The organism is Wolbachia endosymbiont (group A) of Ancistrocerus nigricornis (assembly GCF_947250785.1).
Classification (GTDB): Bacteria; Pseudomonadota; Alphaproteobacteria; order Rickettsiales; family Anaplasmataceae; genus Wolbachia; species Wolbachia pipientis.
Window position 1 is genome coordinate 718254 of sequence record NZ_OX366348.1, and the last position, 25143, is coordinate 743396.

The 25143-nt window shown below is 35.5% G+C and carries 17 protein-coding genes and 5 pseudogenes; 5 read left to right on the plus strand and 17 right to left on the minus strand.

Annotation, left to right across the window (positions count from 1 at the left end; all coding sequences use genetic code 11):
* Window positions 1-36: 36 nt before the first annotated feature.
* Both OOK90_RS03595 and OOK90_RS03600 read right to left on the minus strand, forming a co-directional pair.
* Complete coding sequence (locus tag OOK90_RS03595) at window positions 37-1635, minus strand: tetratricopeptide repeat protein (protein WP_209472774.1); 1599 nt, start codon at window positions 1633-1635, stop codon at window positions 37-39.
* The gene (locus OOK90_RS03600; protein WP_264705734.1) at window positions 1623-4292 is read right to left on the minus strand and encodes a tetratricopeptide repeat protein; all 2670 of its coding nucleotides are present in this window, start codon (window positions 4290-4292) and stop codon (window positions 1623-1625) included. Before OOK90_RS03600 ends, OOK90_RS03595 begins: the two co-directional genes overlap by 13 nt.
* Window positions 4293-4511: 219 nt before the next feature.
* On the opposite strand from OOK90_RS03600, the gene secA reads away from it, so the two are divergent.
* Window positions 4512-7172 carry a preprotein translocase subunit SecA gene (secA, locus tag OOK90_RS03605; protein WP_264705735.1) on the plus strand — a complete coding sequence of 887 codons (2661 nt, stop codon included), beginning with the start codon at window positions 4512-4514 and terminating at the stop codon, window positions 7170-7172.
* A gap of 9 nt (window positions 7173-7181) precedes the next feature.
* Here secA and OOK90_RS03610 read toward each other — a convergent pair whose 3' ends face one another.
* The 3 genes from OOK90_RS03610 to OOK90_RS03620 all read right to left on the minus strand — a co-directional run bounded on the left by OOK90_RS03610 (window position 7182) and on the right by OOK90_RS03620 (window position 9650).
* Window positions 7182-8291: an ankyrin repeat domain-containing protein gene (locus tag OOK90_RS03610; RefSeq protein ID WP_209472768.1), complete on the minus strand. Its 1110-nt coding sequence runs from the start codon at window positions 8289-8291 to the stop codon at window positions 7182-7184.
* Between the two features lie 336 nt (window positions 8292-8627).
* Complete coding sequence (gene fsa, locus OOK90_RS03615) at window positions 8628-9269, minus strand: fructose-6-phosphate aldolase (protein ID WP_007552982.1); 642 nt, start codon at window positions 9267-9269, stop codon at window positions 8628-8630.
* Between the two features lie 39 nt (window positions 9270-9308).
* The gene (locus tag OOK90_RS03620) at window positions 9309-9650 is read right to left on the minus strand and encodes a hypothetical protein (protein WP_264705736.1); all 342 of its coding nucleotides are present in this window, start codon (window positions 9648-9650) and stop codon (window positions 9309-9311) included.
* Between the two features lie 270 nt (window positions 9651-9920).
* Between OOK90_RS03620 and OOK90_RS06725 the strand changes: the two are divergent.
* Window positions 9921-11031 (plus strand): annotated as a pseudogene (locus tag OOK90_RS06725) (IS3 family transposase).
* A 480-nt stretch (window positions 11032-11511) separates the two neighbouring features.
* Here OOK90_RS06725 and folD read toward each other — a convergent pair.
* The 5 genes from folD to OOK90_RS03665 form a co-directional block, all read right to left on the minus strand.
* On the minus strand, window positions 11512-12390 hold the full coding sequence (gene folD / locus OOK90_RS03645) for a bifunctional methylenetetrahydrofolate dehydrogenase/methenyltetrahydrofolate cyclohydrolase FolD (RefSeq protein ID WP_264705739.1): 879 nt from the start codon (window positions 12388-12390) through the stop codon (window positions 11512-11514).
* Window positions 12374-12949 carry a UbiX family flavin prenyltransferase gene (locus tag OOK90_RS03650; protein WP_010082294.1) on the minus strand — a complete coding sequence of 192 codons (576 nt, stop codon included), beginning with the start codon at window positions 12947-12949 and terminating at the stop codon, window positions 12374-12376. The genes folD and OOK90_RS03650 overlap by 17 nt, the downstream gene beginning before the upstream one ends.
* The gene (locus tag OOK90_RS03655; protein ID WP_010082293.1) at window positions 12942-13208 is read right to left on the minus strand and encodes a DUF2312 domain-containing protein; all 267 of its coding nucleotides are present in this window, start codon (window positions 13206-13208) and stop codon (window positions 12942-12944) included. The genes OOK90_RS03650 and OOK90_RS03655 overlap by 8 nt, the downstream gene beginning before the upstream one ends.
* 13 nt (window positions 13209-13221) lie before the next feature.
* Window positions 13222-14505, minus strand: a complete 1284-nt coding sequence (locus OOK90_RS03660) for an HlyC/CorC family transporter (RefSeq protein WP_010962674.1) — start codon at window positions 14503-14505, stop codon at window positions 13222-13224.
* Between the two features lie 88 nt (window positions 14506-14593).
* Window positions 14594-15772 (minus strand): aspartate aminotransferase family protein, encoded by a 1179-nt coding sequence (locus tag OOK90_RS03665; protein ID WP_006280246.1) that lies wholly within the window; start codon window positions 15770-15772, stop codon window positions 14594-14596.
* Between the two features lie 275 nt (window positions 15773-16047).
* Here OOK90_RS03665 and OOK90_RS03670 point away from each other — a divergent pair, with 275 nt between their 5' ends.
* The gene (locus tag OOK90_RS03670; RefSeq protein ID WP_264705740.1) at window positions 16048-17220 is read left to right on the plus strand and encodes an NADH-quinone oxidoreductase subunit D; all 1173 of its coding nucleotides are present in this window, start codon (window positions 16048-16050) and stop codon (window positions 17218-17220) included.
* Window positions 17221-17247: 27 nt separating this feature from the next.
* Here the strand turns inward: OOK90_RS03670 and OOK90_RS03675 are convergent, their stop codons facing one another.
* The 6 genes and pseudogenes from OOK90_RS03675 to OOK90_RS06735 form a co-directional block, all read right to left on the minus strand.
* Complete coding sequence (locus OOK90_RS03675; protein ID WP_153296793.1) at window positions 17248-17391, minus strand: hypothetical protein; 144 nt, start codon at window positions 17389-17391, stop codon at window positions 17248-17250.
* A gap of 589 nt (window positions 17392-17980) precedes the next feature.
* Window positions 17981-18175: pseudogene (locus tag OOK90_RS03680) on the minus strand (IS256 family transposase); the annotation flags it as partial.
* An 84-nt stretch (window positions 18176-18259) separates the two neighbouring features.
* Entirely contained in the window at window positions 18260-19591 is a 1332-nt protein-coding gene (locus tag OOK90_RS03685) for a DNA recombination protein RmuC (protein WP_038199773.1), read from the minus strand.
* A 173-nt stretch (window positions 19592-19764) separates the two neighbouring features.
* Window positions 19765-20745 (minus strand): annotated as a pseudogene (locus OOK90_RS06730) (IS3 family transposase).
* A gap of 209 nt (window positions 20746-20954) precedes the next feature.
* The gene (locus tag OOK90_RS03705) at window positions 20955-21884 is read right to left on the minus strand and encodes an AEC family transporter (RefSeq protein WP_006279391.1); all 930 of its coding nucleotides are present in this window, start codon (window positions 21882-21884) and stop codon (window positions 20955-20957) included.
* 304 nt (window positions 21885-22188) lie between these two features.
* Window positions 22189-22331: pseudogene (locus OOK90_RS06735) on the minus strand (N-acetyltransferase); the annotation flags it as partial.
* A gap of 16 nt (window positions 22332-22347) precedes the next feature.
* Between OOK90_RS06735 and OOK90_RS03715 the strand changes: the two are divergent.
* Window positions 22348-23344: pseudogene (locus OOK90_RS03715) on the plus strand (MFS transporter).
* Window positions 23345-23371: 27 nt separating this feature from the next.
* Here the strand turns inward: OOK90_RS03715 and prfA are convergent.
* A complete protein-coding gene (gene prfA / locus OOK90_RS03720) occupies window positions 23372-24451 on the minus strand; it encodes a peptide chain release factor 1 (RefSeq protein ID WP_264705744.1) in 1080 nt (359 codons plus the stop codon).
* Window positions 24452-24549: 98 nt separating this feature from the next.
* Between prfA and yihA the strand changes: the two genes are divergently transcribed.
* The gene (gene yihA / locus OOK90_RS03725; RefSeq protein WP_010962460.1) at window positions 24550-25143 is read left to right on the plus strand and encodes a ribosome biogenesis GTP-binding protein YihA/YsxC; all 594 of its coding nucleotides are present in this window, start codon (window positions 24550-24552) and stop codon (window positions 25141-25143) included.

Consider the following 25143-nt stretch of genomic DNA (forward strand, 5'->3'; position numbering starts at 1 on the left):
CAAATGAATTGTTGTTAATCCAGTATTGCTAAAAACCTAAATGTCATCTAGTTCTGCCAGCAGTTTAGCAACTTCCGGATGATCAGGGCCATAATGTTTCTCAAAAATAGGCAAGGCCTGTTCAAGCAATTCCTCTTGTTTCTTGTGATCGCCCAAAGCGCCATAGGCAATACCAAGATTTGCCAGTAGTTTGGCAACTTGAACATGACCAGAGCCATAATGTTTCTCAAAAATAGGTAAAGCTCGTTCAAACAACTCTTTTGCTTTCTGATGATCGCCAAAAGTGCCATAAACGATACCGAGGGTTGCCAGTAATTTAACAACTTCAAAATGGTCGAGGCCGTAATGTTTCTTTCGAATTGCTAGAGCCTGTTCAAGCAACTCTTTTGCCTTCTGGGGATTACCTAAAACCCTATAAGAATTACCGAGGTTTGCCAGTGTTCTAGCAACTTCAAAATGGTCAGGCCTGTAATGTTTCTTTTTGATTGCTAAAGCCCGTTCAAGTAACTCCTTTTGTTTTTTATAGTCACCTAAATCCACATGAGAGATACCAAGGTTTGTCAGAGTAATAGCGACTTCAAAATAATCGGGGCCATAATGTTTCTCTTGAATTACTAAGGCTCGTTCAAGCAACTCTTTTGCTTTCTGAGGATTACCCAAATCCCTGTAAGCGTTACCTAGATTCACTAGTGTCCTAGCAACTTCGAAATGGTCGGGGCCATAATGTTGTTCATTAATTGCTAAAGCCCGTTCAAGTAACCCCTTCTGTTTCTCGTAGTCATCTAAATCCCCATGAAAGACACCAAGGTTTGTTAGTGTAATAGCAACTTCAAAATAATTGGGGCCATAATGTTTCTCTTGAATTACTAAGGCTCGTTCAAGCAACTCTTTTGCCTTCTGAGGATCACTTAAATTCCTGTAAGCATTACCTAGATTCACTAGTGTCCTAGCAACCTCAAAATGATTAGGTTTATAATATTTCTCTTGAATTACTAAAGCTCGTTCAAGCAACTCTTTTGCCTTTTGAGGATCACCTAAAGTACCATAAACGATACCCAGGTTTGCCAGTGGTTTAACAATTTCAAAATGGTCAGAATCGTAATGTTTCTTAAAGATAACTAAAGCCCGTTCAAACAACTCTTTTGCTTTCTGAGGATCACCTAAAGCATAATGAGCGGTGCCGAGATTTGTTAGTATGGCAGTAACTTCGAAATGGTCAGGGCCATAACGTTTTTCATTAATTGCTAAAGCCCGTTCAAGCAATTCCTTTTGTTTCTTATGATCACCCAAATCCCCATAAGCGATACCGAGGTTTGTTAGTGCTATAGCAATTGTGAAATGATCGGGGCCATAATGTTTCTCAGAAATAGGTAAAGCCCGTTCAAGCAACTCCTTTTTTTTCTTGTGATCACCTAAATCTCCATAAGCATTACCTAGATTTATCAGTGTTTTAACAACTCCAGAATGACCAAAGCTATAATGTTTCTCTTGAATTATTAAAGCTCGTGCAAGCAGCGTTTTTGCTTTCTTGGGATCGCCTAAAACTATGTAAACGCCACCTAAGTTTGTCAGTAGTTTAGCAACTATAAAATGATCAGGGCCATAATGTTTCTCTTGAATTATTAAAGCCCGCACAAGCAACTCCTTTTTTTTTCATGATTACCTGACGCACCATAGGCAATACCAAGATTTGCAAGTGGTATAGCAACTTCAGGATGATCAGGACTGTAGTGTTTCTTAAGGACGGGTAAAGCCCGTTCAAGCAACTCTTTTGCTTTTTGAGGAGTACCTAAAGCCCTATAAGAGTTACCAAGGTTTGCCAGTGTCCTAGCAACTTCGAAATGGTCAGGGCCATAATGTTTCTCTTTAATTGTTAAAGTCCTTTCAAGAAGCTCCTTTTGTTTATCATGATTGCCTAAAGTCCCGTAGGAACTACTTAGGTTTGTCAGTATGGCAGCAACTTCGAAATGGTCAGGGCCATAATGTTTCTCAGAAATAGGTAAAGCCCGTTCAAGCAACGTCTTTTTTTTCTTGTGATCACCTAAATCCCCGCAAGCGATACCGAGGTTTGTCAGTGCCGTGGCGACTATAAAATGATCAGATCCATAATGTTTTCTAAAGATAGGTAAAACCCGTTCAAGCGACTCCTTTTGTCTTCTAGGATTACCCAAGTAATAATATCCATCACTCATTCGTATTAACAAATCCACAAGATAATCCTTCTCTATTGTTTGCTTTTCTAAAGGATTTTTTCCTAGCCAATCATCTATATGTGATAAGAACGTTTCTAAATGTGGTAACAACTGTCGTTTCTTAGCATAATCTTCTAATTTGTCACTGTCGTCAGGGAAGCTTTCTTTTAATAATTGAAAAACGGTTTTTATATCTTTTTTAATTTTTCCACTTTCCTTTGACTTTAGCCTAATTACATCTTGTACTAAACAGTGAATAGAAACACTACTACTCTGCTCATTGGACACTAGCATCGAATATCTCAATAATATACCTAATACTTCTTCAAAAGGTTTTTCTTCAGAATTGTTCTCTACAATCTCAGGAAATATTCTTAACAAATCTTTAGGAATATCATTGTCTAAATATGCACAAGCTACTAACAACTTGCTTGCTAGTTTAGACTCATTACGAATTGCGTCCATTGTAATATCCCAAGTAATAAACACAGGCTCATGGTTAGAATCCTTAGGTAGTGTTTTATGAGATAATAAATAAAGCTTCCTTTCTGCATAAATTTCTAAGTAACGTGAGATAGTCATTTTGTTTTCTTTGATGTAAGCGCAAGCCTGAGCTAATGCCAAAGGTAATCTACCTAACTTTTCTGCCAATATACCTATATTTGGCCTATCGCTTTCTGAAACCTGGCCTAGAATTTTCTTAACATATAATTCTGATTCTGGGGGAGTAAAAACGTCTACACCTATACTCCCTTGTGGCCATTCAGTATTACGAGACGTAACTATTATTTTGCCGCCTTTTGTAGGTCTGAGCTTAGAAATGACTTCATAATTTGATACATTATCATAAATCAACAACCAGCCTTCACGTTTAGAATCTTCTAGCCAGTTTTTCACATAATAAGCTCGCTGTGCAATAGAAATGTTGTCTTCATCGTGAATAATATTTAATTTTCTTCCTAAATTAACATATTCACTGAGTAGTTGATCTTCATCTTTTGCATTAAACCAACATATTGCCTTGTATTCTTTCCCATGTTTTTGAATAAAATCTAGCACTGACTGTGTTTTACCTACTCCACCTAACCCGTACAAAGCAGTTAATATAACTGGCTCATTTTTTGTCTTTAGATGATTTACTATTTCTTCATTGAGATATTCTCGTTCAATGAAATTTCCACTAGCTATTTTAGGTGGAATGTTCCACCGTTCAAATAGATCTTCTCTAGGTTTGAGACTATAAAGATGTTCTATAACTTCCCTAAAATAATCGTCTTTTCTTGTTAGATAAGAAACTTTGCTACCCTGTTGTGCCCACCATTTCCCTACCTTGTCATATACACGGACAAAAACTGTATCAATATCTTCTTCCCCTGATATTTTGTATATATTCCCTATTTCTTTCTTAATAATATCATCTAATTTTGAATGATTAGGTTGATAAACTACAAACCTTATTCTAAGTAAAAAATCTTCTATTTCATCGTCACTACCACAACTGAAGTATTTTTTCAGTTCAGTATGATTTTTTATTTTGTAGCACGTTCCTTTTTGACCTTCATAAATATTTAAAGTGTTATCATTTGTTAACTTTGACTCTTCCAGATACTTCTCTAATGTTTCTACGCTTCCTTGTTTCTCTGTACCTTTTTTTAGGTTCACATTGACATTAGTATGAATGACAAGCGTAATATCACTGTTCTTACACTCAGGGTTTTGCTTAATCTCAGGATGAGATTCAAAATATTTGTTTAACCCGAAATCTTCTTTCTGTTGCTTTCTATCATTTCCATCAATAAACAAATCTTCAAAAGTAATATTCTTCGAAGAGCGATGTGTATTGCAGTACTTAGCTTGAACCAAGATAATTCTCGATTTGTTCTTCTGATCTTTATACTCAAAAAAAATATCATCAAAGGCTCCAAAACCTTCTATGTTTGATGCTAACCAAAAGTCAATTTTACTACTTAACCCATGAAGTAGATACAGCATTAATAATTTTACTTCATACTTGCGACCATGATCACCTGTTGATGTGCCATCTCTCTTCTTAAATGTACGATTACTAAGTACTTCAGACTGTTTGTTTTCTACATTCATACCCTACTAAACCTACGAATAACTTCTTTCTATAAAAAATTAAAGTCACCAAGTGCCTAAGATAATGCAACAGATTCTTTAACATTGTAATAACAGTGCCGAACAGGGTCAATTTTGTTTGCTGTCTTAAGCATAAAGATTCCCCGAATCTAATATGTCATTGCTGTAGGCTGCATTTAGTAATATAATCTCATATTAAATAAGACTTTACTTAAGTTTATGCTAGATTCTCCGCTAATTTTGACAGCCATTCTTATATTTTTTATTTTTACGTTGTCATTCTTTTTTATAAGAAAGATATTTGGATCAACAAACAAGAAGATAATAAAATCCTTTAGGAAAATTGTTCAGCAAATAAATGCATTAGAAACAGAAATGCAGAGCTTATCTGATGAGGAGCTTGCTGGTAAAACTGAAGAATTCAATCGAGAATTGAAAAATGGGAAAACGTTAAATGATCTTCTCGTACCTGCATTTGCAGTTGTGCGTGAAGCCTCTCGAAGATTTCTTAACATGAGGCACTTTGATGTTCAACTGATTGGTGGAATGGTGCTCCACAATGGCATGATATCAGAAATGAAAACAGGAGAGGGAAAGACACTCGTTGCAACTTTAGCAGCATATCTAAATTCCTTAGAAGGGAAAGGCGTACATGTCGTAACTGTTAACGACTATCTTGCAAAACGAGACACAGAGTGGATGAGCAAATTATATAATTCTCTTGGGGTTTCTGTTGCGTTTATTACGAATAACTTGACAGACGAAGAGAGGAAAGAGGCTTACAGTGCAGATATCGTGTATTCCACAAATAACGAGCTTGCCTTTGATTACCTGCGAGACAATATGAAATTTTCTCAAGAAGACATGGTTCAGAGAGGCTTTCACTACGGAATAGTTGATGAAGTGGACTCAATACTCATTGATGAAGCTCGCACTCCGCTTATTATTTCTGGCCCGGTTGAGGAAAACAATCAGATATATAAGCATATCAATAAAATAGTAACCAAATTAGTTGACTCCGATTATGAAGTAGATGAAAAAGGTAGAACGGTATTCTTGACTGAAGATGGTATTTCACGAGTGGAGGAACTACTAAGGTCATACAATCTCATTCCTGAAAATTCCTCGCTCTATGATACTGACAGCATGATAATGACTCATTATATAGACCAAGCATTACGTGCATATAAGCTGTTTACTGCTGATAAAGATTATATAGTAAAGGATGGCAAGGTAGTGATTATTGATGAATTTACTGGGCGTATGATGGAGGGCAGAAGATATTCCGATGGTTTTCATCAGGCACTTGAAGCGAAGGAGAATCTTGAAATTCAGCATGAAAACCAAACTTTAGCATCGGTCACATTTCAGAATTACTTTCGTATGTACAATAAACTTTCCGGAATGACGGGAACAGCAGCAACAGAGGCAGAAGAGTTTCGTGATATATACAGATTAAATGTAGTAAAAATTCCAACCAATGTACCTGTAAAAAGAGTTGATATTGATGATGAAATTTACGGTACAGAAAAGGAAAAATTTAATGCTGTGTTGAAGTTTATAGAAGAATGCTACAAACGCCTTCAACCGGTCCTTGTTGGCACGGTGAGCATCGAAAACTCTGAGAAGCTTTCTGCGCTTTTGCAAAGCCATTCTCTTAAGCATTCAGTATTAAATGCTCGTTATCATGAACAAGAGGCGTACATAATAGCGCAAGCTGGAGTGCCAGGTAGTATCACTATAGCAACTAACATGGCAGGACGTGGAACTGATATTCAGCTTGGTGGAAATGCTGAAATGATTGCAAAGGTGGAGCTAAAGAAGATAAAAAATGCTGATGAAAGAGAAAAAAAATACCAAGAAATAGTTGAAAGAGTAAAAAAAGATAAGGAAATTGCTATAAAAGCTGGTGGTTTATGTGTGGTTGGAACCGAAAGACATGAAAGCAGGAGAATAGATGATCAATTACGCGGCCGTTCTGGTCGTCAGGGGGATCCTGGACTTTCTAAGTTCTTTTTATCGCTCGAAGATGACCTAATGAGAATATTTGGCTCTGATAGAATGAGAAGCTTTTTACAAAAAGTAGGGTTAAAGAATAACGAAGCTATTCATCATCCATGGATCAATAAGGCACTCGAGAAAGCGCAAAAGAAAGTTGAAGCTAGAAACTATGACGTGCGGAAATCTCTACTTAAGTTTGATGACGTAATCAATAACCAACGTAAAGTTATTTTTAAGCAGAGAAACAATATCTTAGGCAACGAAATTAATGATATATTTGAAGTGTATAGCGAAGTAAATGAGAGCGTAGTAGAAGGTATAATCCAAAGTGGCTATTACGAAGATTATGTTGAAGATATAGCCAAAGAATTCCATACAAGGTATGGAATAACGCTTGATAAAGAAGACTTGGCAAAGTTTTTGAATAAACAAGAAGCTTTGAATTATATAAATGATAAGATACAAGAATTTTTTACTGAGAAAGAAAAATATTTCAACAGTCAGCACACTACAGATTTGTGGAATACGATCGTGAAGCAAATGATGATAATGACACTTGATCATTTATGGAGGGAACACCTTTCAGTTCTAGAGAGCCTAAGACAAAGCATAAGCTTACGTGCTATGGGGCAGAAAGATCCACTGAATGAATTTAAACGCGAAGCTTTCTTGATGTTTGAGTCAATGCTTGAAAAATGGAAGGAACTCACCATTCACCGCTTAGCACACTTTAAGTTGGCAGACAACCAAGAGATAGGCAATAGGTTACATTCTGCTAGAAATAGCAGACTTCCCAAAGTCTCAAGAAATGACAAATGTCCTTGCAACTCCGGAAAGAAATACAAACACTGCCATGGTGCGGTTACTGTGGTGAACTAATAATTATGGTTATACAGTTTGTTTATTTCCATCAACATTACTGCAGCTAACCTCACTTAGCTTACTGTTTAATGAATGCTCTGATGACTTATATGCAACTCCATAGGTAATACCACCAACTATCAGTACAGATGCTACAGTAATTCCAATTATTGCTAGTGCAGGTAATGCAGTGGCATAGGCAAGTACTAGTGGAACTACAACAGCAGATATAACACCCACAGTAATTCCTGCTGTTATAGCTTTAGGTCTATGGATGCATGATGGATTTGCACCATAATTTAGCAGGAGTTTTGCCATCCTTGGACTAGGTTTGTAAGGTTCATAAAAATTACCTAGTAAAGTTGTGTCACAATCTAGTAGCAGTTTTCCTCCTAACCTTATATTACGGTAACTATAATTAAGAGTAGCATAGTATAAAGGTGCCCTTCCATCCTTGTCTTTTATATTAGCATCTGCACCTTTTTTTAATAGCATTTCTATTGTTTGTATAAGTTCATAACCAATAGCATAATGCAAAGGAGTTTTTCCATCCTCGTCTTTTATATTAACATCTACTCCTCTTTGTAATAAAAGTCCCGCTATCTTTGCTGCACTATCATCCTTCATAGGAGTACATATGTTAGCATTACATGTAGCATAGTGCAAAGCAGTTCCTCCAGATTTATCCTGTAGATTAACATTTGCCACTTTCTCCAATAACATTTGCACTATTTCTATATCTCTTTTGCCAGCAGCTACATGTAAAGGAATCTCTTTATCTTCATCTTGTGCATTAACGTCTGCTCCCTCTTCTAGCAAAACTTCTACTACTTGCGTATACCCATACTGAGCAGAATAATGTAAAGAGGTTTTTTTCCATACATCTTGTACATTAACATTAGCCCCGCTTTTTATTAGGTGTTTTACTACTTTTCCACAACCATTTTTAGCTGCTATAAGTAATAAACCACAATTAAGTACTTCAAATGTGTGATTTATATCAAACTGGTTACTTTCCCACTCACTGTAGATATCTGGAAGCTTCTGCTGTAGTTCATCTTTGATTTTCTCAACTACATTTTCTGCACTCAGGTCTGGACTACTGTTGACTTCTTGTAGTATTAACCTTAATGTCATTTCCTTCTCCAAGATATAAAATTTTATTATGGCATATGGAGTGGATTATGTCAATGAAGAACTAAGAAACTGGTTCTTCTTTTTTTCTATAGCTTTAGGTTTACCTACAATTTGAAAAACAACAAATTCGTCATTCCGCTACTCGTTAGCGCCGCGGCGGTATGATGTAGGGAAACCTTTCTTGGGTTAGCTATAAAGTTAAAATTCGACCAGGGCAGCCGCAATAAGGTAGCAAACGCCATCATGTCTTTAGGAGAGTTTGCTAATGAAGGCTCTTAAGTTGACGCCATTGCCTGAACGGATACGCCAATTTTTATGTTCATTTGTAACCGTCTATTATTTTACACCCCAGTCTTTTTCAAATATTGCTAGCCCTTGGTCAGTAAGTGGGTGATTAATTAATTGTCTAAGTACTTTTGCTGGCACAGTAATTGAATCAGCACCAAGCCTTGCAGCTTCTATTACATGCGCTGGGCTTCTCACTGATGCAACAAGAACTTTAGTATCAAAACCGTAATTAGAATATATAGTACATATATCTTCTATTAGCGATAAGCCATCATAGCTTATATCATCAAGGCGACCAACAAAGGGGGAAATAAAACAAGCACCGACCTTAGCGGCAAGCAGTGCTTGTCCAGGGGAAAAACATAATGTGATGTTAACAGGTATTTTATGCTCTGTCCATAACTTTTTACAAGAAATTAATCCTTCATGTGTAAGAGGTAATTTGATCACAACATTATCAGCAATTTTTGCTAAATTCAGACCTTCTGTGATCATCTCTTCATGGCTATCTGCAACAACTTCAACACTAACAGGCCCTTTTATAATAGAGCATATTTCACGCACTAAATCCTCGTATTTATCTTTACGCCCGGACTTTGCTATTAAAGAAGGATTAGTTGTTATGCCGTCAATGAACTCCTTTAGTCCTTTAATTTCATTTAAATCAACGCTATCAAGAAAAATTTCCATATTCATCTCCTATAAAAAAAATACCCTTGCAAAATCTTGTCATCCTACCGCTTGACTTACAACCGTATGAACTTTCTGCGTTGTAAACATCAAACAGCCGATAACACAACTGTACAAATATTGAGACATAAGAGTAATTTGTACCAAGAAAAAAGATGTCATCCCAGTGCCCAGACCCCTTAGACAATGTACCATCTTTTGATTTTGTCCATTCTGGGCGGGGTTTTCAAGTTCTTTGATCTTAAATACTACATCTACTTTATCAAGATAAATGTTGACTTCTTTTACTAATGTTCTAATAAGACTACGTTTGGCTTGCCAATCTAGGTCCGATTTAACACTAGAATAAAAGCCCTTTATGCTATTTGTAATAAGATTCATTTTCTGCCGTATTCCCTTTTACCTTTTTCTTCTCTCCTTCAATCTCTTTTAAACGTTACTTCATTTTTTTTATTGCCTGCTTAAAGTCTTCCTTACTTATAGTTAGTGCATACTTTGTTGCCGTAAAAACTTCTGGTACCCAAACAATTGTAATAAGTATACACAATCTTTGTCAACTATTTTCGGCACTGGTATATTGACCTTACCCAGAAAAAGTGGAGAGAAAGAAAGGAGTTTTTTCGGGTAAAATAAAATTTTGGAGGATTAGAAATGGTAAGAGAATATACGGCAGAATTCAAATTGGAAGCTGTTAAACTGGCAAATGAACAAAGAAAGGCAGGTCAAACAATTACAAAAATAGCAAAGGATTTAGGAATAAAGGGTGGTTTATTAGGAAAATGGATAAAGAAACACAACGAAAAAAAGTCAGCGGCAAATGCATTTCCAGGTAGAGGTAACATGGCTCCTTACGACAAAGAGAGGTTTGATTTACAAAGCAAGAGTAACAAGGGAAAGAGACATTTAAAAAAAAGCCCTGGCCAGTCAAAAAGAGTAAAATATTTTTTTATAAAAGAGCATAGTAACTGCTATAAAGTACAGGAATTATGTAGGATTTTCTGCTATTGGCTACTATAAGTGGACCACAAGAAAAATAAGCAGTAGAGAATCAGCAAATAAAGAGCTACTCGCAGCTATTCAAAAAATATATCAAGTTTCTAAATGTAGATATGGAGCTCCTAAAATTCATGCTGAATTGAAGGCTTTGGGTAAAAGTTGCAACTTAAAAACAGTGCAAAGTATTATGCAGAAAAATGGTATTCAGGCTATATTGAGAAGAAAATTTAAAATTAAGAAACAACAAACGGACAGTAGAGTCGTAGCTCCCAATATATTAGACCAAAACTTTATTGTCGATCAACCAAATAAAGTATGGGATTACTTATATAAAAACCAAAGAAGGATGGCTATATTTGGCAACAATAATCGATCTATATTCACGCATGGTAGTTGGCTGGTCAATGAGCAGTTCAATAAATAAACAATTGGTTATGGACTCTTTATTAATGGCCGTTAACAAGCGTAAACCTGCCAAAAATCTACTATTACATAGTGATCAAGGTTCACAATATACTTCGCAAGGTTATCAATATCTCTTATCCATAAAAAACATAGATGAGTTATAAAGGTTGTTGTTACGACAATTCTGTTGTGGAAAGCTTCTTCAGTTCTCTAAAAAGGGAGTTACCAATAGACACCTCTCGGCACTCTAAACAGCATATCAAAACTGCTATATTTGAATATATAGAAATTTTTTATAACAAACAACGTCACTATTAACTATTGCATTCCTGAGCATTTTGATTCATCATTCTCTTTGTGAAAAACATTCCAAACTTTCTCTCCACTTTTTCTGGGTAAGGTCAGATACTATAAACTATAAAAAAATTTCTCCGATAGTTCATATAGCAAGTAAATTCACAAAATGAAGACTATTATTTTTATTACAGGTGTATCTACGGTTGGAAAATCAAGTTTGGCTCATATATTAGGTTCAAAGCTTTTTATGCCTAGAAACTTTGCAATTCCACTAACTATAGCTAACCCAAGAAAGGTTTCCCTACGTCATACCGCCGCGGTATCTCAGCATAGATTCCGCTAACGAGTAGCGGAATGACGAATTTGTTGTTTTTCAAATTGTAGGTAAACCTAAGCCACTTTAGCTATACTTGTAGAGAAAAAAGAATAGATGATGATCCTAAATATTTAATAAATTTGACTACTGAGGAATTTCAAAAATCTCAATTTTTTATTAATTGTGATATGGTACATTCTATCTTCATATAGCTTTCCTCTTCATACCTCAACCAATGAAATCAGAAGCATCAACTCCCTTTTGCAAGCAAGCAGCAATAACAGTATTCATCATTAGAAATGCAATGGTCATTGGGCCAACGCCCCCGGGTACTGGGGTCATAGCTTTGGCTTTCCCTTTTATTCCTTCAAAGTCAACATCACCTACAAGCTTTCCTACGTTAACGCTATTTATGCCAACATCGATCACTATTGCACCTTTCTTTATCCAGTCTGCTTGAACAAAATTTGGCTTTCCGACTGCTGCAACTACTATATCCGCTTTAGAGCAATATTCAGCTAAATCCTTGCTTTGTGAATGCAAGATGGTGACAGTGCAGTTTTCTTGCAATAGCAGGTAAAACATTGGCTTGCCCACGATATTTGACCTACCAATTACCACTGCGTTTTTACCGGAAAGGTTCTCTTCAATTGACTTAATTAAATGCAAAGAACCTTTAGGAGTGCAAGGTATAAGGCAGTTTTTTTCACCTTTAACTAATTTGCCAACGTTTTCATCATGAAAGCCATCTACATCTTTTTCAACACTTACTGTGTTAATTACTCTGCTTGCACTAATATGATTTGGTAAAGGCAATTGCACTAAAATGCCATGCACAGATGGATCTTCATTTAATTCATTGATTTTTTCAATTAATTCATCTTCTAAAATATTATTAGGCAAAACAATGGTCTCAGAACTTATGCCTATTGATTCTGCTTTTTTCTGTTTGTTGCGAACATAAACCTGACTTGCTGGATTGCTACCCATGAGAATTACTTTCAGGCAAGGAAAAATGTTATACTCTCTCTTTAAAATATCAATTTTTTGTGATAGCCTCTCACATAGGTCGTTTGCTATTTTTTTACCATCAATAATAATTGTCACTTCCTTGCCACTCCTTAAAGTCGGGTAATTTGATATCAAATAAATCCAATACTTTGCCAACAGAATGATTAATAATATCATCCAACGATTTCGGTTTAATATAAAAAGCAGGCACTGGTGGAGCAATAATTGCTCCCATCTCCGTTAATTTTAACATATTTTGTAAATGCCCAAGATGCAGTGGTGACTCTCGCACCATAAGAACTAACTTTCTTCTTTCTTTTAGCGTTACATCTGCAGCCCTTGTCAATAGATTGGAAGTAACACCTGATGCGATTTCAGACATTGTCTTCATAGAGCATGGTGCTACAATCATCCCTGAGGTTTTAAATGAGCCGCTTGCTATTTTTTCTCCAATCTTTTCTTCAGAATAGTAAAAATCTGCAAGTGATGTAATATCTTCAAGTTTTTCTTTAATCTCGTGAGCTAAAGTTACTTTCCCAGCACGACTTATCACTAAATGAGTTTCATAATCGACGTCTTTCAACGCTTCTAAAATACGCACACCGTAAATAGAACCAGATGCTCCACTTATTCCAATTACAATTCTGCTATTCACTTAACTCTTCTTCGTAGCTCATTCCCAATGCACGTTTATAGGTATCAAGCAATATTTCTTGTTCCTCTCTGTCATCATCATCCATCTTCCTCAGCCTAATAATTTGTTTCATCACTTTTATATCCCAACCTTCATCTGCGGCTTTTGCATATACATCACGAATGTGATCTTGCACATCCCTCTTTTCTTGTTCAAGTTTTTCGATTCTCTCTATGTAACCCTTCAACTCTTCAGCCGTTATTTTTACTGTATCTTCCATGAAACTCGACTAATTAATTGCTGCCACTAATATTACCAATTTTTACTTGCACTTCAACAACAGTAATAATATTTTTATCTTTTTTTAAAATCTTAAAGCGAAAACCATACATGGAAAACTCCTCGCCTTCGTCAGGAATGCGCTCTATTTCATTCACAATCATACCTGCTAGAGTTGTAGCTTCTTCATCAGGGAGATTCCAGTATAACTGCCTGTTAATGTCCCTAATAGTAGATTTTCCTTCTATGTGATACATATTATCAGATATTTTCTTTATAAAATTCTCCGTAATCAAATCATGTTCATCCGAAATTTCTCCAACTATTTCTTCCAGTATATCCTCAAGAGTTACAATTCCCTGCAGTGCTCCATACTCATCAATAACAAATGCAAGGTGTTTCCTGTTCTTACGGAAGTTGTGAAGTTGCACGCTGAGCGGTGTACTTTCTGGTATGAACCAAGGCCTTGACATAACTTGGGTAATGTCAACTTCTTCCGCTTTATTATTCTTTTCACGCAAAGCATTTATTAGAGCTTTCACGTGAATTACACCTACAATGTTATCTGGTTCCTTCTGCCATAAAGGTACTCTACTGTGACTGCTGGTTAAAATCTCTCTTATTAACTCTTCTTTATTCCGATCTATATCAAGAGAAAATAGGTTTCTTCTATGGGTCATAATTTGTGATATCTCTGTCTCAGCCAAATCAAGTATGCTGCTTAGCATATCTAAATCCTGTTGCAACATAGTTCCTTCACTGCGGTGAAGAGTAATCATATTACGCATTGCATCCGCTGCAGATATCACTTCCTTATCTTTATGCAGCCCACATAATTTTAGGATGAGGTTAACAATAAATTGAATACCTAGTGTCAATGGAGAAAAAATCTTTACAAAAAACAATACAAAATAAGCAGAAAATGATGCAAATTTTTCAGGATTTTGAATAGCATAAGTTTTTGGTAGAACTTCGCAGAACAATAAAATACAAAATGTCATTATAATTGTTGATAGGAGAATGCCCTCATTTCCAAAAAGATTGATAAATATTGCTGTAAATAAAGCAGAGCAAGTAATATTAATAATTGTATTGCCGAGCAATACCGTTCCTATTGTCAATTCTTTCCTATTTAATAAGCGATCTATTACCCTGGCTTTTTTGTTACCGTCTAGCTTTAGCTTATTAACTCGAGAACGGCTAATTGAGGTTAAGCCTATTTCTGCTCCTGAGAACAAAAACGATAAAACTAACAAAACAAAAATTGCTGATGATACTAAGACCAATAACCAATCCATTAAAGTACGATGTTATTGTGATAAAAAATAAAATTAATTTTACATGTTATGAGAGGCATTTGCAAGCCTGAATTTATATTGCCGAATTTTATATACCTTTAATCTTAAAAAACAAATCATAAAGCATATTACACGCTGCGTTCACATGCTCATCCTCAATGATAAGTGGTGGGGTTACCCTTACTACTTTGTTGTTTAAAACCCTAGTTATTATTAAACCTTTATCAAGAGATCGACTAATAATTTTATCAGCTACAAGAGTTGCTAGTTCTATTCCCATTAGTAACCCTTCTCCACGAACTTCTAAAATCATCTCAGGAAATTCTTTAGCTAAAAGCAACAGCTTTTCTTTTAAATATTTACTAATTCTTTTAACATGATCAAAAAAGCCTTCTTTTAGCATTATATCGAGCACTGCATTACCAACAGTCATGGCAAGTGGATTGCCACCATAGGTTGATCCATGAGTTCCTGGAGTAATTGCTTCTGCTATATAATCTTTCACTAAACATGCAGCTACAGGAAAACCGTTACCCATAGCCTTCGCACAGGTTAGCATATCAGGTTCAATGCCGACATTTTGATAATGAAATAAAGAACCGATGCGTCCATATCCGCACTGCACTTCATCAAAGCACAAAATTATTCCTTGAGCTTTTGTTATTTCCCTTACTTTTTGAAGATATTCTACGTCTAGTGGATATACTCCACCTTCGCTTTGTATGGGCTCTAAAAATACAGCAGCTATTTCATTGTTGATTTTTTCTTCTAATGCTTTAATGTCATTTCTTGGCACTTTATCAAAACCAGAAAGGAGCGGAGCAAAACCTTCGCGTGATTTTTCATTGCCTCCAGCAGAAATTGCAGCAATACTGCGGCCATGAAAGCCTCCTTCAATTGTAATAATACGATTACGTTTTGCTTGCCCTTTTGAATAAAAGTAACGACGAATAAACTTAATTGCAGCTTCTGTTGCTTCAAGCCCACTTGAGCAGAAAAAAACTTTATCTGCAAAAGTAAGGGTTGTTAAACGCTCGGCAAGCCTTTCTTGCTCGGGAATAGTGAAAATGTTAGAGCAGTGCCATAATGAGCTCGATTGCTCTTTCAGCTTATCTGTAATGTATGGATGACAATGCCCTAAAGAAGTTGTAGAAATACCTGCAGCAAAATCTAAATATTTTTTACCATCTTTATCAAAAAGATATGCCCCTTCTCCCCTGACTATAGGAGTGTCAAGTCTATTATACGCATTAACAACATGATCCATTTTATAAGTATTGTGGTATTATCTATACTATACCTGAAATGAATCCATTAACACAAAGCTTTTCCTTTAACCTCTTATGCTACTTCAACTAAAAATTTGGCTAATGCAAACCTTTTTTGTCATTCTATAGCTAAAGTGACTTGGTTTTACCAACACTTATTAGCCATTGTAAAAGTTTTTGTTTCTATTGAATGATAGTTGTAGCCTATGCAAGAAGTTTATTGACTTTGAGCGCACTTTAGCCTATACAATTTTAATATCTTAAACTACTGGACATGCCCGATCTAAAGACAATGATGTTAAATTTTGGACCTCAGCACCCAGCTGCACATGGAGTGTTGCGTCTTGTTTTAGAGATGGATGGTGAAGTGATCGAGAGGGCAGATCCCAATATTGGGCTTTTGCACCGCGGTACTGAAAAATTAATAGAACATAAAACGTATCTTCAAGCTTTGCCTTATTTTGATCGCCTTGATTACGTATCACCAATGTCACAAGAGCATGCATATTCACTTTGTGTGGAGAAATTGTTGCAATGTGAAGTGCCAATTAGGGCAAAGTATTTACGTGTCTTGTTTTGTGAACTGACGAGAATACTAAATCATTTACTGAACGTTTCTTCTCAAGCACTTGATGTTGGAGCAATGACCCCTCTTTTATGGCTCTTTGAAGAAAGAGAAAAAATACTGGAATTTTACGAAAGAGCTTCAGGTGCAAGGTTTCACGCAGCTTACATCAGGCCAGGTGGAATTGCAGCAGATGTTCCAGAAGATTTGATTGAGGATATTGCAAAGTTTATAGAGCAATTTCCAAAATATATAGACGATGTTGATGAACTTTTAACAGAAAATAGGATATGGAAGCAACGCACTGTAGGAATTAGTGAAATATCAATTAAACAGGCACTTGATTGGGGCTTTAGTGGCCCAATGTTGCGCGCTGCTGGGCTTGCTTGGGATTTGCGAAAAAGCCAGCCATATGAGATATATGATCAACTAGATTTTGATATACCGATCGGCCAAAATGGCGACTGTTATGACCGTTATCTAGTTAGAATGGCAGAGATTAGGCAATCTATCAGTTTGGTGAAGCAGTGCATAGAGAAAATGCCTGAAGGGCAAATAAAAACTGAAGATAGAAAAATTTCTCCACCGTCAAGAGCAGAGATGAAAAAATCTATGGAAGCTCTGATTCACCATTTTAAGCTCTATTCAGAAGGATATCACGTACCAGAAGGTGAGGCTTACGCAGTTGTTGAGGCACCAAAAGGTGAGTTTGGAGTGTATATAGTTTCAGATGGTACCAATAGACCTTATAGGTGCCGAATAAGAGCACCTGGCTTTGCGCATTTACAAGCCTTAGACTTTATGGCAAAAGGACACATGCTTGCTGACGTTGCAGCAATTATTGGCTCACTCGATATAGTTTTTGGTGAGATTGATAGGTAATCATTGGTACCCGTTCAGGCAATGGCGTCATGCAAGTAGCTGACACATAACTGTACGAACATTTGTTTGCAAAGGCAGTATGTTAAGTGTTATAGCCGATTTTGCCTCAAACACAAAGGCAGTGCCTTGACTACTTGGATCCAGAAAAATTGATTGTGTACTATACAACATTTTTGATCAAAAGCGTAACCGTTCACTGTTAGACTGCATTCTGTGATTTTTAGCAAAACATGATCTTTCATTTGAGCTTCCTTCAATTTAAAATAAATACAGAAAATTGCTGCCTATAGCTAAACTGACTTAGATTTACCAACAATCGTCATCCCGCTACTTGTTAGCGGCTAAGAGATACCGCGGCGGCATAGCTATCTTCAAAAATATGGTTGAATAATTGTGTGTATAATTATTAATATTTTTAAACACTTTGGCTATGGCTTTATCTAAGTTTCTCGACCCTAAGCTGGATTTAACCTTCAAAAAAATATGTAGGGTCAAGAACTGGCGCGCCTACTTTAGGGTTTGGTGGCTGATCCATTGTTTTCACAATAGGCCTCAATCCAAATTCCCATGTTAACGTTTCCAGCTCCCGCCTCGTCAAACGCAGCATCCGCACTACGCTTTCCTAGCAGATTCTTTACCAAAGTTTATAACATATTGTGCTGGTGATGCTTTCGGTTTGTAATACCTTATTCTATAGTCTGAATATAGACCCAGCGTTTTGTATATCCATTCGCTACTCCACTTCTTCCAACCAAACCCTCTCTTCACTTTCAGCTAATAAGTGATTTTCTATTTCACCTTCCAAACTTGCCTCCAGCAGCTTTTTTATAAATGGTGTAAATGCTCCATCCCTTCCTGTTAATGGTCTGCCTTCCCTTATTGATGACAGTATATTTGCTTCCAGTTCTTTGTAATCTACCAAACCGGTAGTTCTGTTTACTACTTTCTGACTCATTGTCAAACCTCCATTTTTTTTATATCAATTTATTACTTTTTTTTTGGTTTGACACACTTTTTTGAACATTCCCTGTTAAGATGCCTAATCTACTTTCAGCTCCTCAGTATGTAAACTGCGTGGTAAAGACTCTAATTCCTTTGCAGCACTTAAACTTTTATTTTTTGCATGTATACCAAGCTTATTGAATTCTCGAGCAGCAGGAAACACCCTTGCTTCAAGAGAGCCAGCAGTTTTATTATAATGATCAACAGCACTTTTTAAGCTCCTGCGCAAATTATCAAAGTTTTCACCCATTGTGCAAATGCGCTCATATAAAATATGACCTAGTTCACTGATTTTCTTTGCGTTTTCAGCTATCATCTCTTGCTTCCATCCATACGCTATTGCTCTCAGCAACGCAATTAGAGTGATCGGTGTTGCAATGATCACTTTTTTTTCCACTCCAATCTCTATCAAAGCAGGCTCATATTCCAGTGCTGCGCTAAAAACCCCCTCCCCTGTTAAGAAAAGCACCACAAGTTCTGGCGTATTTTCAAATTGATTCCAATACTCTTTTTTACCCAAATCATTTATGTGTTTTTTTATTGCCAGGGAATGATTCTTTAATTTCTCCTTTTGTATTTGCAAATCATTTTGTGATATAGCATCCATGTAAGAATCAAGCGGCACTTTAGCATCTATTATTATTTGCTTTCCAGATGGCATTTTGATTATTAAATCAGGACGCAATAAATTATCCTCGTTTTTATCAACCACTGACGGCTGAGTAAAAAAATCGCAATATTCAATCATTCCCGCCATTTCTACCACCCTTTTGAGTTGCATTTCACCCCACTTTCCTCTGATGTGAGGCTTTCTCAAGGCATTAGCAAGGCTGGAAGTTTGGTTCATCAGCGCTCCAATTTGCTCCTTTAAACCTTCATAGGCCCCTACCCTCTCTTTTTCCAGCTCGCGTATTTCATTATCAAATTTTTCTAATTTTTCTTTTATTGGAGTTACAACTTCGTTGATCGTTGCTTGTCTTTTTTTGAAATCGCTTTCCGTTTCTTTTAATTTACTATCGATTACTTCCTTTGCTAAGTTCAGAAAATTATTGTTATTTGTCTGCAAAGCATCAAGAGAGAGCGCTTTAAAAGTGTTTGTTAATCTCTCCTCTGCTTTTGTTAGTAATTCTATTTCCTTTTTCTTTTCCTCACGTTCTTTTTGCAGAGTTACTTCAAGTTCTGCTTTTTTGACCCTTAAATCAACTATTTCTTCATTCTTCGTAAGCAAAGTTTGCTTTGTTTCTTGAAGTTCTTGCTCTAATTTACATAAATTACCCTCAAGGTTTGCTTTCTTTTCGCTCAGTTTTTTTACGATAATGTAGAAAAATAGTAATAGAGAGACAACCAGAGCTATAGAATTGAAAAGCATCAGAATAAAAAAGCTGTATTTACAATTCTATATGATTTTTGTGTGTATAAGAAAGAAAAAAGGAGCACCTAAAGAGGTGACCTTACCCAGAAAAAGTAGAGAGAAAGTTAAGACGTTTTTATCATGAGAATAAATTGTGCAGGAATGCAATAGTTAATAGTAGAATGTCTACGTTATTTGTTATAAAAGATTTCTATGTATTCAAATATGGCAGTTCTGGTTTGTTGAGCGAGAAGTATCAATAAGCAGCTCCCTTTTAAGTGAACTTTTCTGCAACAGAGTTATCGTAACAACAGCCCTTATGGCTCATGCTGGAAATGATGTTTTTTGTATTCAATAGAAATTGGTAATTTTGAGAGGTATACTGTGACCCTTGATCGCTATGTAACAGCAGATTTTTATCGGGTTTGCGTTTATCAACGGCCATCAATAAAGAATCTATAACTAATTATCATGTTACTCATTAACCACCATGCGTGAATATAGGTCAATTATTGCCGCCAACAACCTTCTTTAGTTTTTATGTAGGTAATCCCAAACTTTATTTGGCTGATCAGTAGTAAAATTTTGATCCAATGTGTTCGGAGCCACAACTCAGTTGCTTATTTGCTGTTTTTTATTTTTGAACCTTCGTCTAAACTTGGCTTTAATGCCATTTTCTTGCATAACACTTTGTACTGTTTTAATTTTTGCCTAAAGCTTTTAATTCAGCGTGAATTTTAGGGGCTCCATATCTGCATTTAGAAGCTTGATGTATTTTTTGAATATCTGCTAGAAGCCCTTCTTTTGCTAATTCTTTACTGCTTTTTTCCTTAGCAACCCATACCACCAGTACAAAACCCTACATAGTTCCTGTGTTTTATAGCAATTTCTATATAAAAGAATACTTTACTCTTTTTCTTTGCCCAGGGCTTTTTTTAAGATTTCTCTTTCTCTTATTAGCTCTTTTTTTAGATCAAATCTTTCTTTGTCATAAGGAGCCTTTGCCTGGAAATGCGTATGCTCCAGACATTTTTCCATCATATTTTCTTACTTAACATACTGCCATCTATACCTAGATCTTTTGCTATTTTTGTACTTGCTTGACCTGTTTCTTTAACCAGCTTAACAGCTTCTAATTTGAATTCTGCTGTATATTCTCTTCTATTTGTCATATTTTGAAAAAACGTTTTATTTTACTCCAAAAACGTCTTAACTTTCTCTCTACTTTTTCTGGGTAAGGTCAATTTACCGCCGCGGCGCTAACTAGTAGCGGGATGACGGGTTACCAAATTGTAGAAGTTGCTTTAGCTATAAATTCAAGTTTTATCAATGTCTTGTGTTGTTACCCAAATAATGGTTGTGCAAGCGCTTAATTTTTTGATCAAAAAGGAACAAGTTTAGTAAAAAATAATGATATTATTAGTGGAACATAAAACAGTCCCACTGCAGTACTGATTAGAAGCAACAGAGTAGCTTTATCTGGTTGATAATTCAAAATATTAGCAAGTATTATACTGGACCCAGAAACTGGAATAATAGCCAGCAACATCAGTGCTTTATATATGCTCTCATCGTATATACCTATAACATGCTTGTCTAAAAGGACAATTCCTAAAACAAACAGTGGCCAGAATACGTACTTTGCTGTAATAGTGATCAAAGCAAGCTTCCAATCTATTTTAAAGCTTGCAATATTCGCAATGCTCACTCCAAGTAGCACCATTCCTAATGTGACAAATGTACTTCTAATATTCATCATAACATCTGTTAAAAAAGTAGGTATTTGTATATCGTATATACTTAAAAAGAAGCCCAGAACCATCGCATAAAGCGAAGGAAGTTTGAACAACTTTAATATGCATTCTTTTGCGGTATAAATACCATTTGCAGCTATGTAAAATCCTAAGCTGTTTTCAAATAGCGCCATTCCTATATAACAAACAACATATACAGATACTGAATCTTCATCAAATAAAGCCATGGCAATCGGCAGGCCAAAATAACCCATACTTGTGCTGCCCGAGCTAAATGCTAATATGTTTCTTGTGTTATCCTTAAATAAAAAAGAAGAAAGATAATACACTGATAAGGACATAGTGCTACCTATAAACCATATCAAAATCGGCAGAGAAATTACTTTTAAGTTAACTTCTGTATGAGAGACTCCATATAAAATCACTATTGGATTAGCTATATAAAAAAGTATTTGAGATATAGTGTTTCTATCAATTTTAAGATATTTTCCTGCTAAGTAACCAATAAATATTGTAATATAAATAGGTAATATTTTGAGAAAAAGAGTAAGGAACATACTAGCCTATTGTAATATTTTTGATTGATAAAGTGACATTAGATCTTAAGGTGTTGTAAAAGTAAACAAAATTTATTTTCCAATTTATCCAGCTCATAGTTAATTAAATTAGTGCCAAAATTTGTTTTTACATAGGACTTAAGAATGACATTTGTATGATAAAATTATGTTAAGTTTCTGTAAAGCTTCTTGCATATTTTTGAATAATGACATATTTACTAAAAATTAAACTGCTTGTAGTAATTTAGACGGACTGTTGAAAAAGTAAGAGGAAATAAGTAAAGTTAGGACAGAGAGTAAGAGCTTTAACATAGTTGTCATATTTTTCTTTAATTAACCCTAGTGTCCAATTTATCCACCATTCCTTCACATGAGGTGTTTCTAACCATTTTAATAACAGTAAAAAATGTTTTCTTTCAACGCTTTAAATGTGATATTTTTATTCATTAATTAAAAATCTCAAATGTTACTACCATTTCTGTTAATCCTGTCTCTCATTGCCAAGTTCATTGAAATTGACATTTCCGTACCTAGTTTTCCTGATATGGTGCACTATTTTAACGTACCGGAAGGCATAATTCAATTAACTATTGCTTATAATTTCCTAGGCTTTTGCATAGGAGGGTTGTTTTTTGGTCCATTGTCTGAATGCTATGGCAGAAGGAGAATTATGATCATAGGTAACACTTTGTTATTAATCGGCGCTGTTGGTTGTGTTTTTGCACCGTCGATTTTTTGGCTTTGAAATTGTAGGATGGCGTGGTAATTATGCAACTGTTGCAATACTTTGTTTGATCTCTTGGGTTTTGCTGCTTTTAGCGTTACCAGAAACAAAAAAGAACCGCGATATTTTCAGTTTGAAAAAAACGATGAAAGATTACAGAAAACTACTATCTAATCCGAGGTTTGTTACGTTGTCTTTGATGTCAAGCCTCTTTTCTGCTGCGTATATGTCATTCATTACTTGTGGACCTTTTCTGTATATGAAGACTTTTGGTTTATCTAGCACTATTTATGCACTACATCAAGGTGCAATAGTTGGGTGCTTCTCACTCATCAGTCTATTTGCTGGCAAAATCTTGCAGAAACTTGGAGCAATAAAGTGTGTAATTTCTGGTACGAGCGTGGGTGCTATTGGGTCTCTATTGCTTGTAATATTCAGTATAATTGTACCCCACTCTTTCTACTTAGTAACACTGTCTATGATTATTTTTTCTATCGGTTGTGCAATTTTCCAGCCAGTGATTTTTAATGCATCAATAAATGTTTTCCCTGAAATTAAAGGCACAGCTTCTTCTGCAGTCTCGTTCATTAGAGCTTTTATCATGGCTATTTTTATCGGCTTAACAAGCTACATTTACAATGGTCAAACAATTAGTGTAGCTGTTCTTGTTTTATCCGCGATAGTACTAGAACTTGTTTTTACTGTCTATCTATTGCGTTTAAAAGATCCTATGTAATTAATAAAGATATTCCATTGTAGGCTGCTAACTTTCCCCTGCCAATCTTTCTGCTTCATTACGTGAGATTAATGCCTCAATAAATTCATCTAGTTCGCCTTCTTTTATAATCTGCTCTAGCCGATGTGAAGTTAGATTAATTCTGTGGTCTGTTATTCTTGATTGTGGGAAATTATATGTTCTTATGCGCTCGGAACGATCACCAGAGCCAATCTGACTTTTCCTCATTGTTGACCTTTCCATTTCTTTTTTTTGTCTTTCAATTTCGTATAGCCTTGCCCTCAATACTTTGAGCGCTTTAGCTTTATTTTTATGCTGCGATTTTTCATCTTGCTGTATCACAACTATCCCTGTTGGCAAGTGGGTGACCCTTACTGCGCTGTCAGTTGTATTCACTGATTGCCCTCCAGGACCACTGGATCTATAAACATCTATTCGTAAGTCTTTTTCTTCTATTTTAAAGTCAACTTCTTCTACTTCAGGTAATATCGCAACAGTAGCGGCAGAGGTATGCAACCTTCCTGAAGATTCAGTTTCTGGCACTCTCTGTACTCTGTGCACTCCTGATTCAAATTTCAACCTTGCAAAAACTTCTGTTCCATTAATGAGTGCAGAAGCTTCCTTATATCCACCTATACCTGTATTAGAAATGCTTATTGGCTCGAACTTCCAATTTCTTCTTTCTGCATATTTTTGATACATACGAAATAACATTGCTGCAAATAATGCTGCTTCTTCTCCGCCTGTACCTGCTCTAATTTCTAATATTGCATTTCTTGAGTCATCTTCATCTTTGGGCAATAATGCTAACTTTAATTTTGCTTTTATTTTTGGTAATAATACCTTGTGCTTTTCGAAAAATTCTTCTTTTGCTAACTCTTTTATATCACCTTCGCTGTTTTCATCTTTCATTATTTCTTCTAAGTCTGAAATTTCCTCTTTCAGCGTGTTATATTCATCAATTATCTTGATTATTGGCCTGAGCTCAGAGTATTCCTTTGAAAGGGTAATGAATTCTTTTTGACTTAAATTGGTAGGATTTTCCAAATTCCTCTCTATATCATTAAATTTTTCCTTTAAGTCTTGTAAATTATTTTCCATATCCATATAGCACAGATCTAGCTAAGTAATATATACTGAAATAAAAAATTTCTTATATCAAGCAATAACACTATAATATACCTACTACCTTCTAGTTGAATATAATGGCAAAACAGATAACATCAAACTGCAATTTCATATTTGGAGCTTCGGATATAAAATCATTACCAAATGAGTCGGCTCCAGAGATTGCGTTTGCTGGTAGATCAAATGTAGGAAAATCCAGTCTGATCAACTTACTGATAAACAGCAAAAAAGCTGCCAGAGTTTCCTCTAAACCTGGATGCACTAGACAAATAAATTTTTACTCTATGTACGATGATAAGTTCAGACTTGTTGATCTACCAGGGTATGGCTACTCTCATGCAGGCAAGGAGGAAATTATACAATATTTAAACTTAATTGAGTATTATCTAATTCAAAGAGAAAATCTAAGAAGAGTGTTTGTGTTGATAGATAGCAAGGTAGGATTAAAAGAAATAGACAAAGACTTCATTTATTGGTTAATATATAATAACATTAACTTTAACATTGTGCTAACAAAAATAGATAAAGTAAGTCAAAAAAGCTTAGGTGCTGTTATAGAAGATATTCAAAAATGGATTAATAATGAGAATGTGTCAATTCATCAAATGAGCATCCGTGTTAAGCATAAAATAACCAAGGTAAGAGATGAGTTTTTCAAGTTTACAAGATAA

Bases quoted from the DNA above. Each gene is read 5' to 3' on its own strand.
- prfA (WP_264705744.1), bottom strand. From the start codon at position 24,451: ATGGATATGGAAAATAATTTACAAGACTTAAAGGAAAAATTTAATGAT.
- OOK90_RS03685 (WP_038199773.1), bottom strand. From the start codon at position 19,591: ATGCTTTTCAATTCTATAGCTCTGGTTGTCTCTCTATTACTATTTTTC.
- OOK90_RS03665 (WP_006280246.1), bottom strand. From the start codon at position 15,772: ATGGATCATGTTGTTAATGCGTATAATAGACTTGACACTCCTATAGTC.
- OOK90_RS03705 (WP_006279391.1), bottom strand. From the start codon at position 21,884: ATGTTCCTTACTCTTTTTCTCAAAATATTACCTATTTATATTACAATA.
- OOK90_RS03660 (WP_010962674.1), bottom strand. From the start codon at position 14,505: ATGGATTGGTTATTGGTCTTAGTATCATCAGCAATTTTTGTTTTGTTA.
- OOK90_RS03620 (WP_264705736.1), bottom strand. From the start codon at position 9,650: ATGAATCTTATTACAAATAGCATAAAGGGCTTTTATTCTAGTGTTAAA.
- secA (WP_264705735.1), top strand. From the start codon at position 4,512: ATGCTAGATTCTCCGCTAATTTTGACAGCCATTCTTATATTTTTTATT.
- OOK90_RS03675 (WP_153296793.1), bottom strand. From the start codon at position 17,391: ATGTTGTATAGTACACAATCAATTTTTCTGGATCCAAGTAGTCAAGGC.
- yihA (WP_010962460.1), top strand. From the start codon at position 24,550: ATGGCAAAACAGATAACATCAAACTGCAATTTCATATTTGGAGCTTCG.
- OOK90_RS03670 (WP_264705740.1), top strand. From the start codon at position 16,048: ATGCCCGATCTAAAGACAATGATGTTAAATTTTGGACCTCAGCACCCA.
- OOK90_RS03600 (WP_264705734.1), bottom strand. From the start codon at position 4,292: ATGAATGTAGAAAACAAACAGTCTGAAGTACTTAGTAATCGTACATTT.
- OOK90_RS03655 (WP_010082293.1), bottom strand. From the start codon at position 13,208: ATGGAAGATACAGTAAAAATAACGGCTGAAGAGTTGAAGGGTTACATA.
- OOK90_RS03610 (WP_209472768.1), bottom strand. From the start codon at position 8,291: ATGACATTAAGGTTAATACTACAAGAAGTCAACAGTAGTCCAGACCTG.
- fsa (WP_007552982.1), bottom strand. From the start codon at position 9,269: ATGGAAATTTTTCTTGATAGCGTTGATTTAAATGAAATTAAAGGACTA.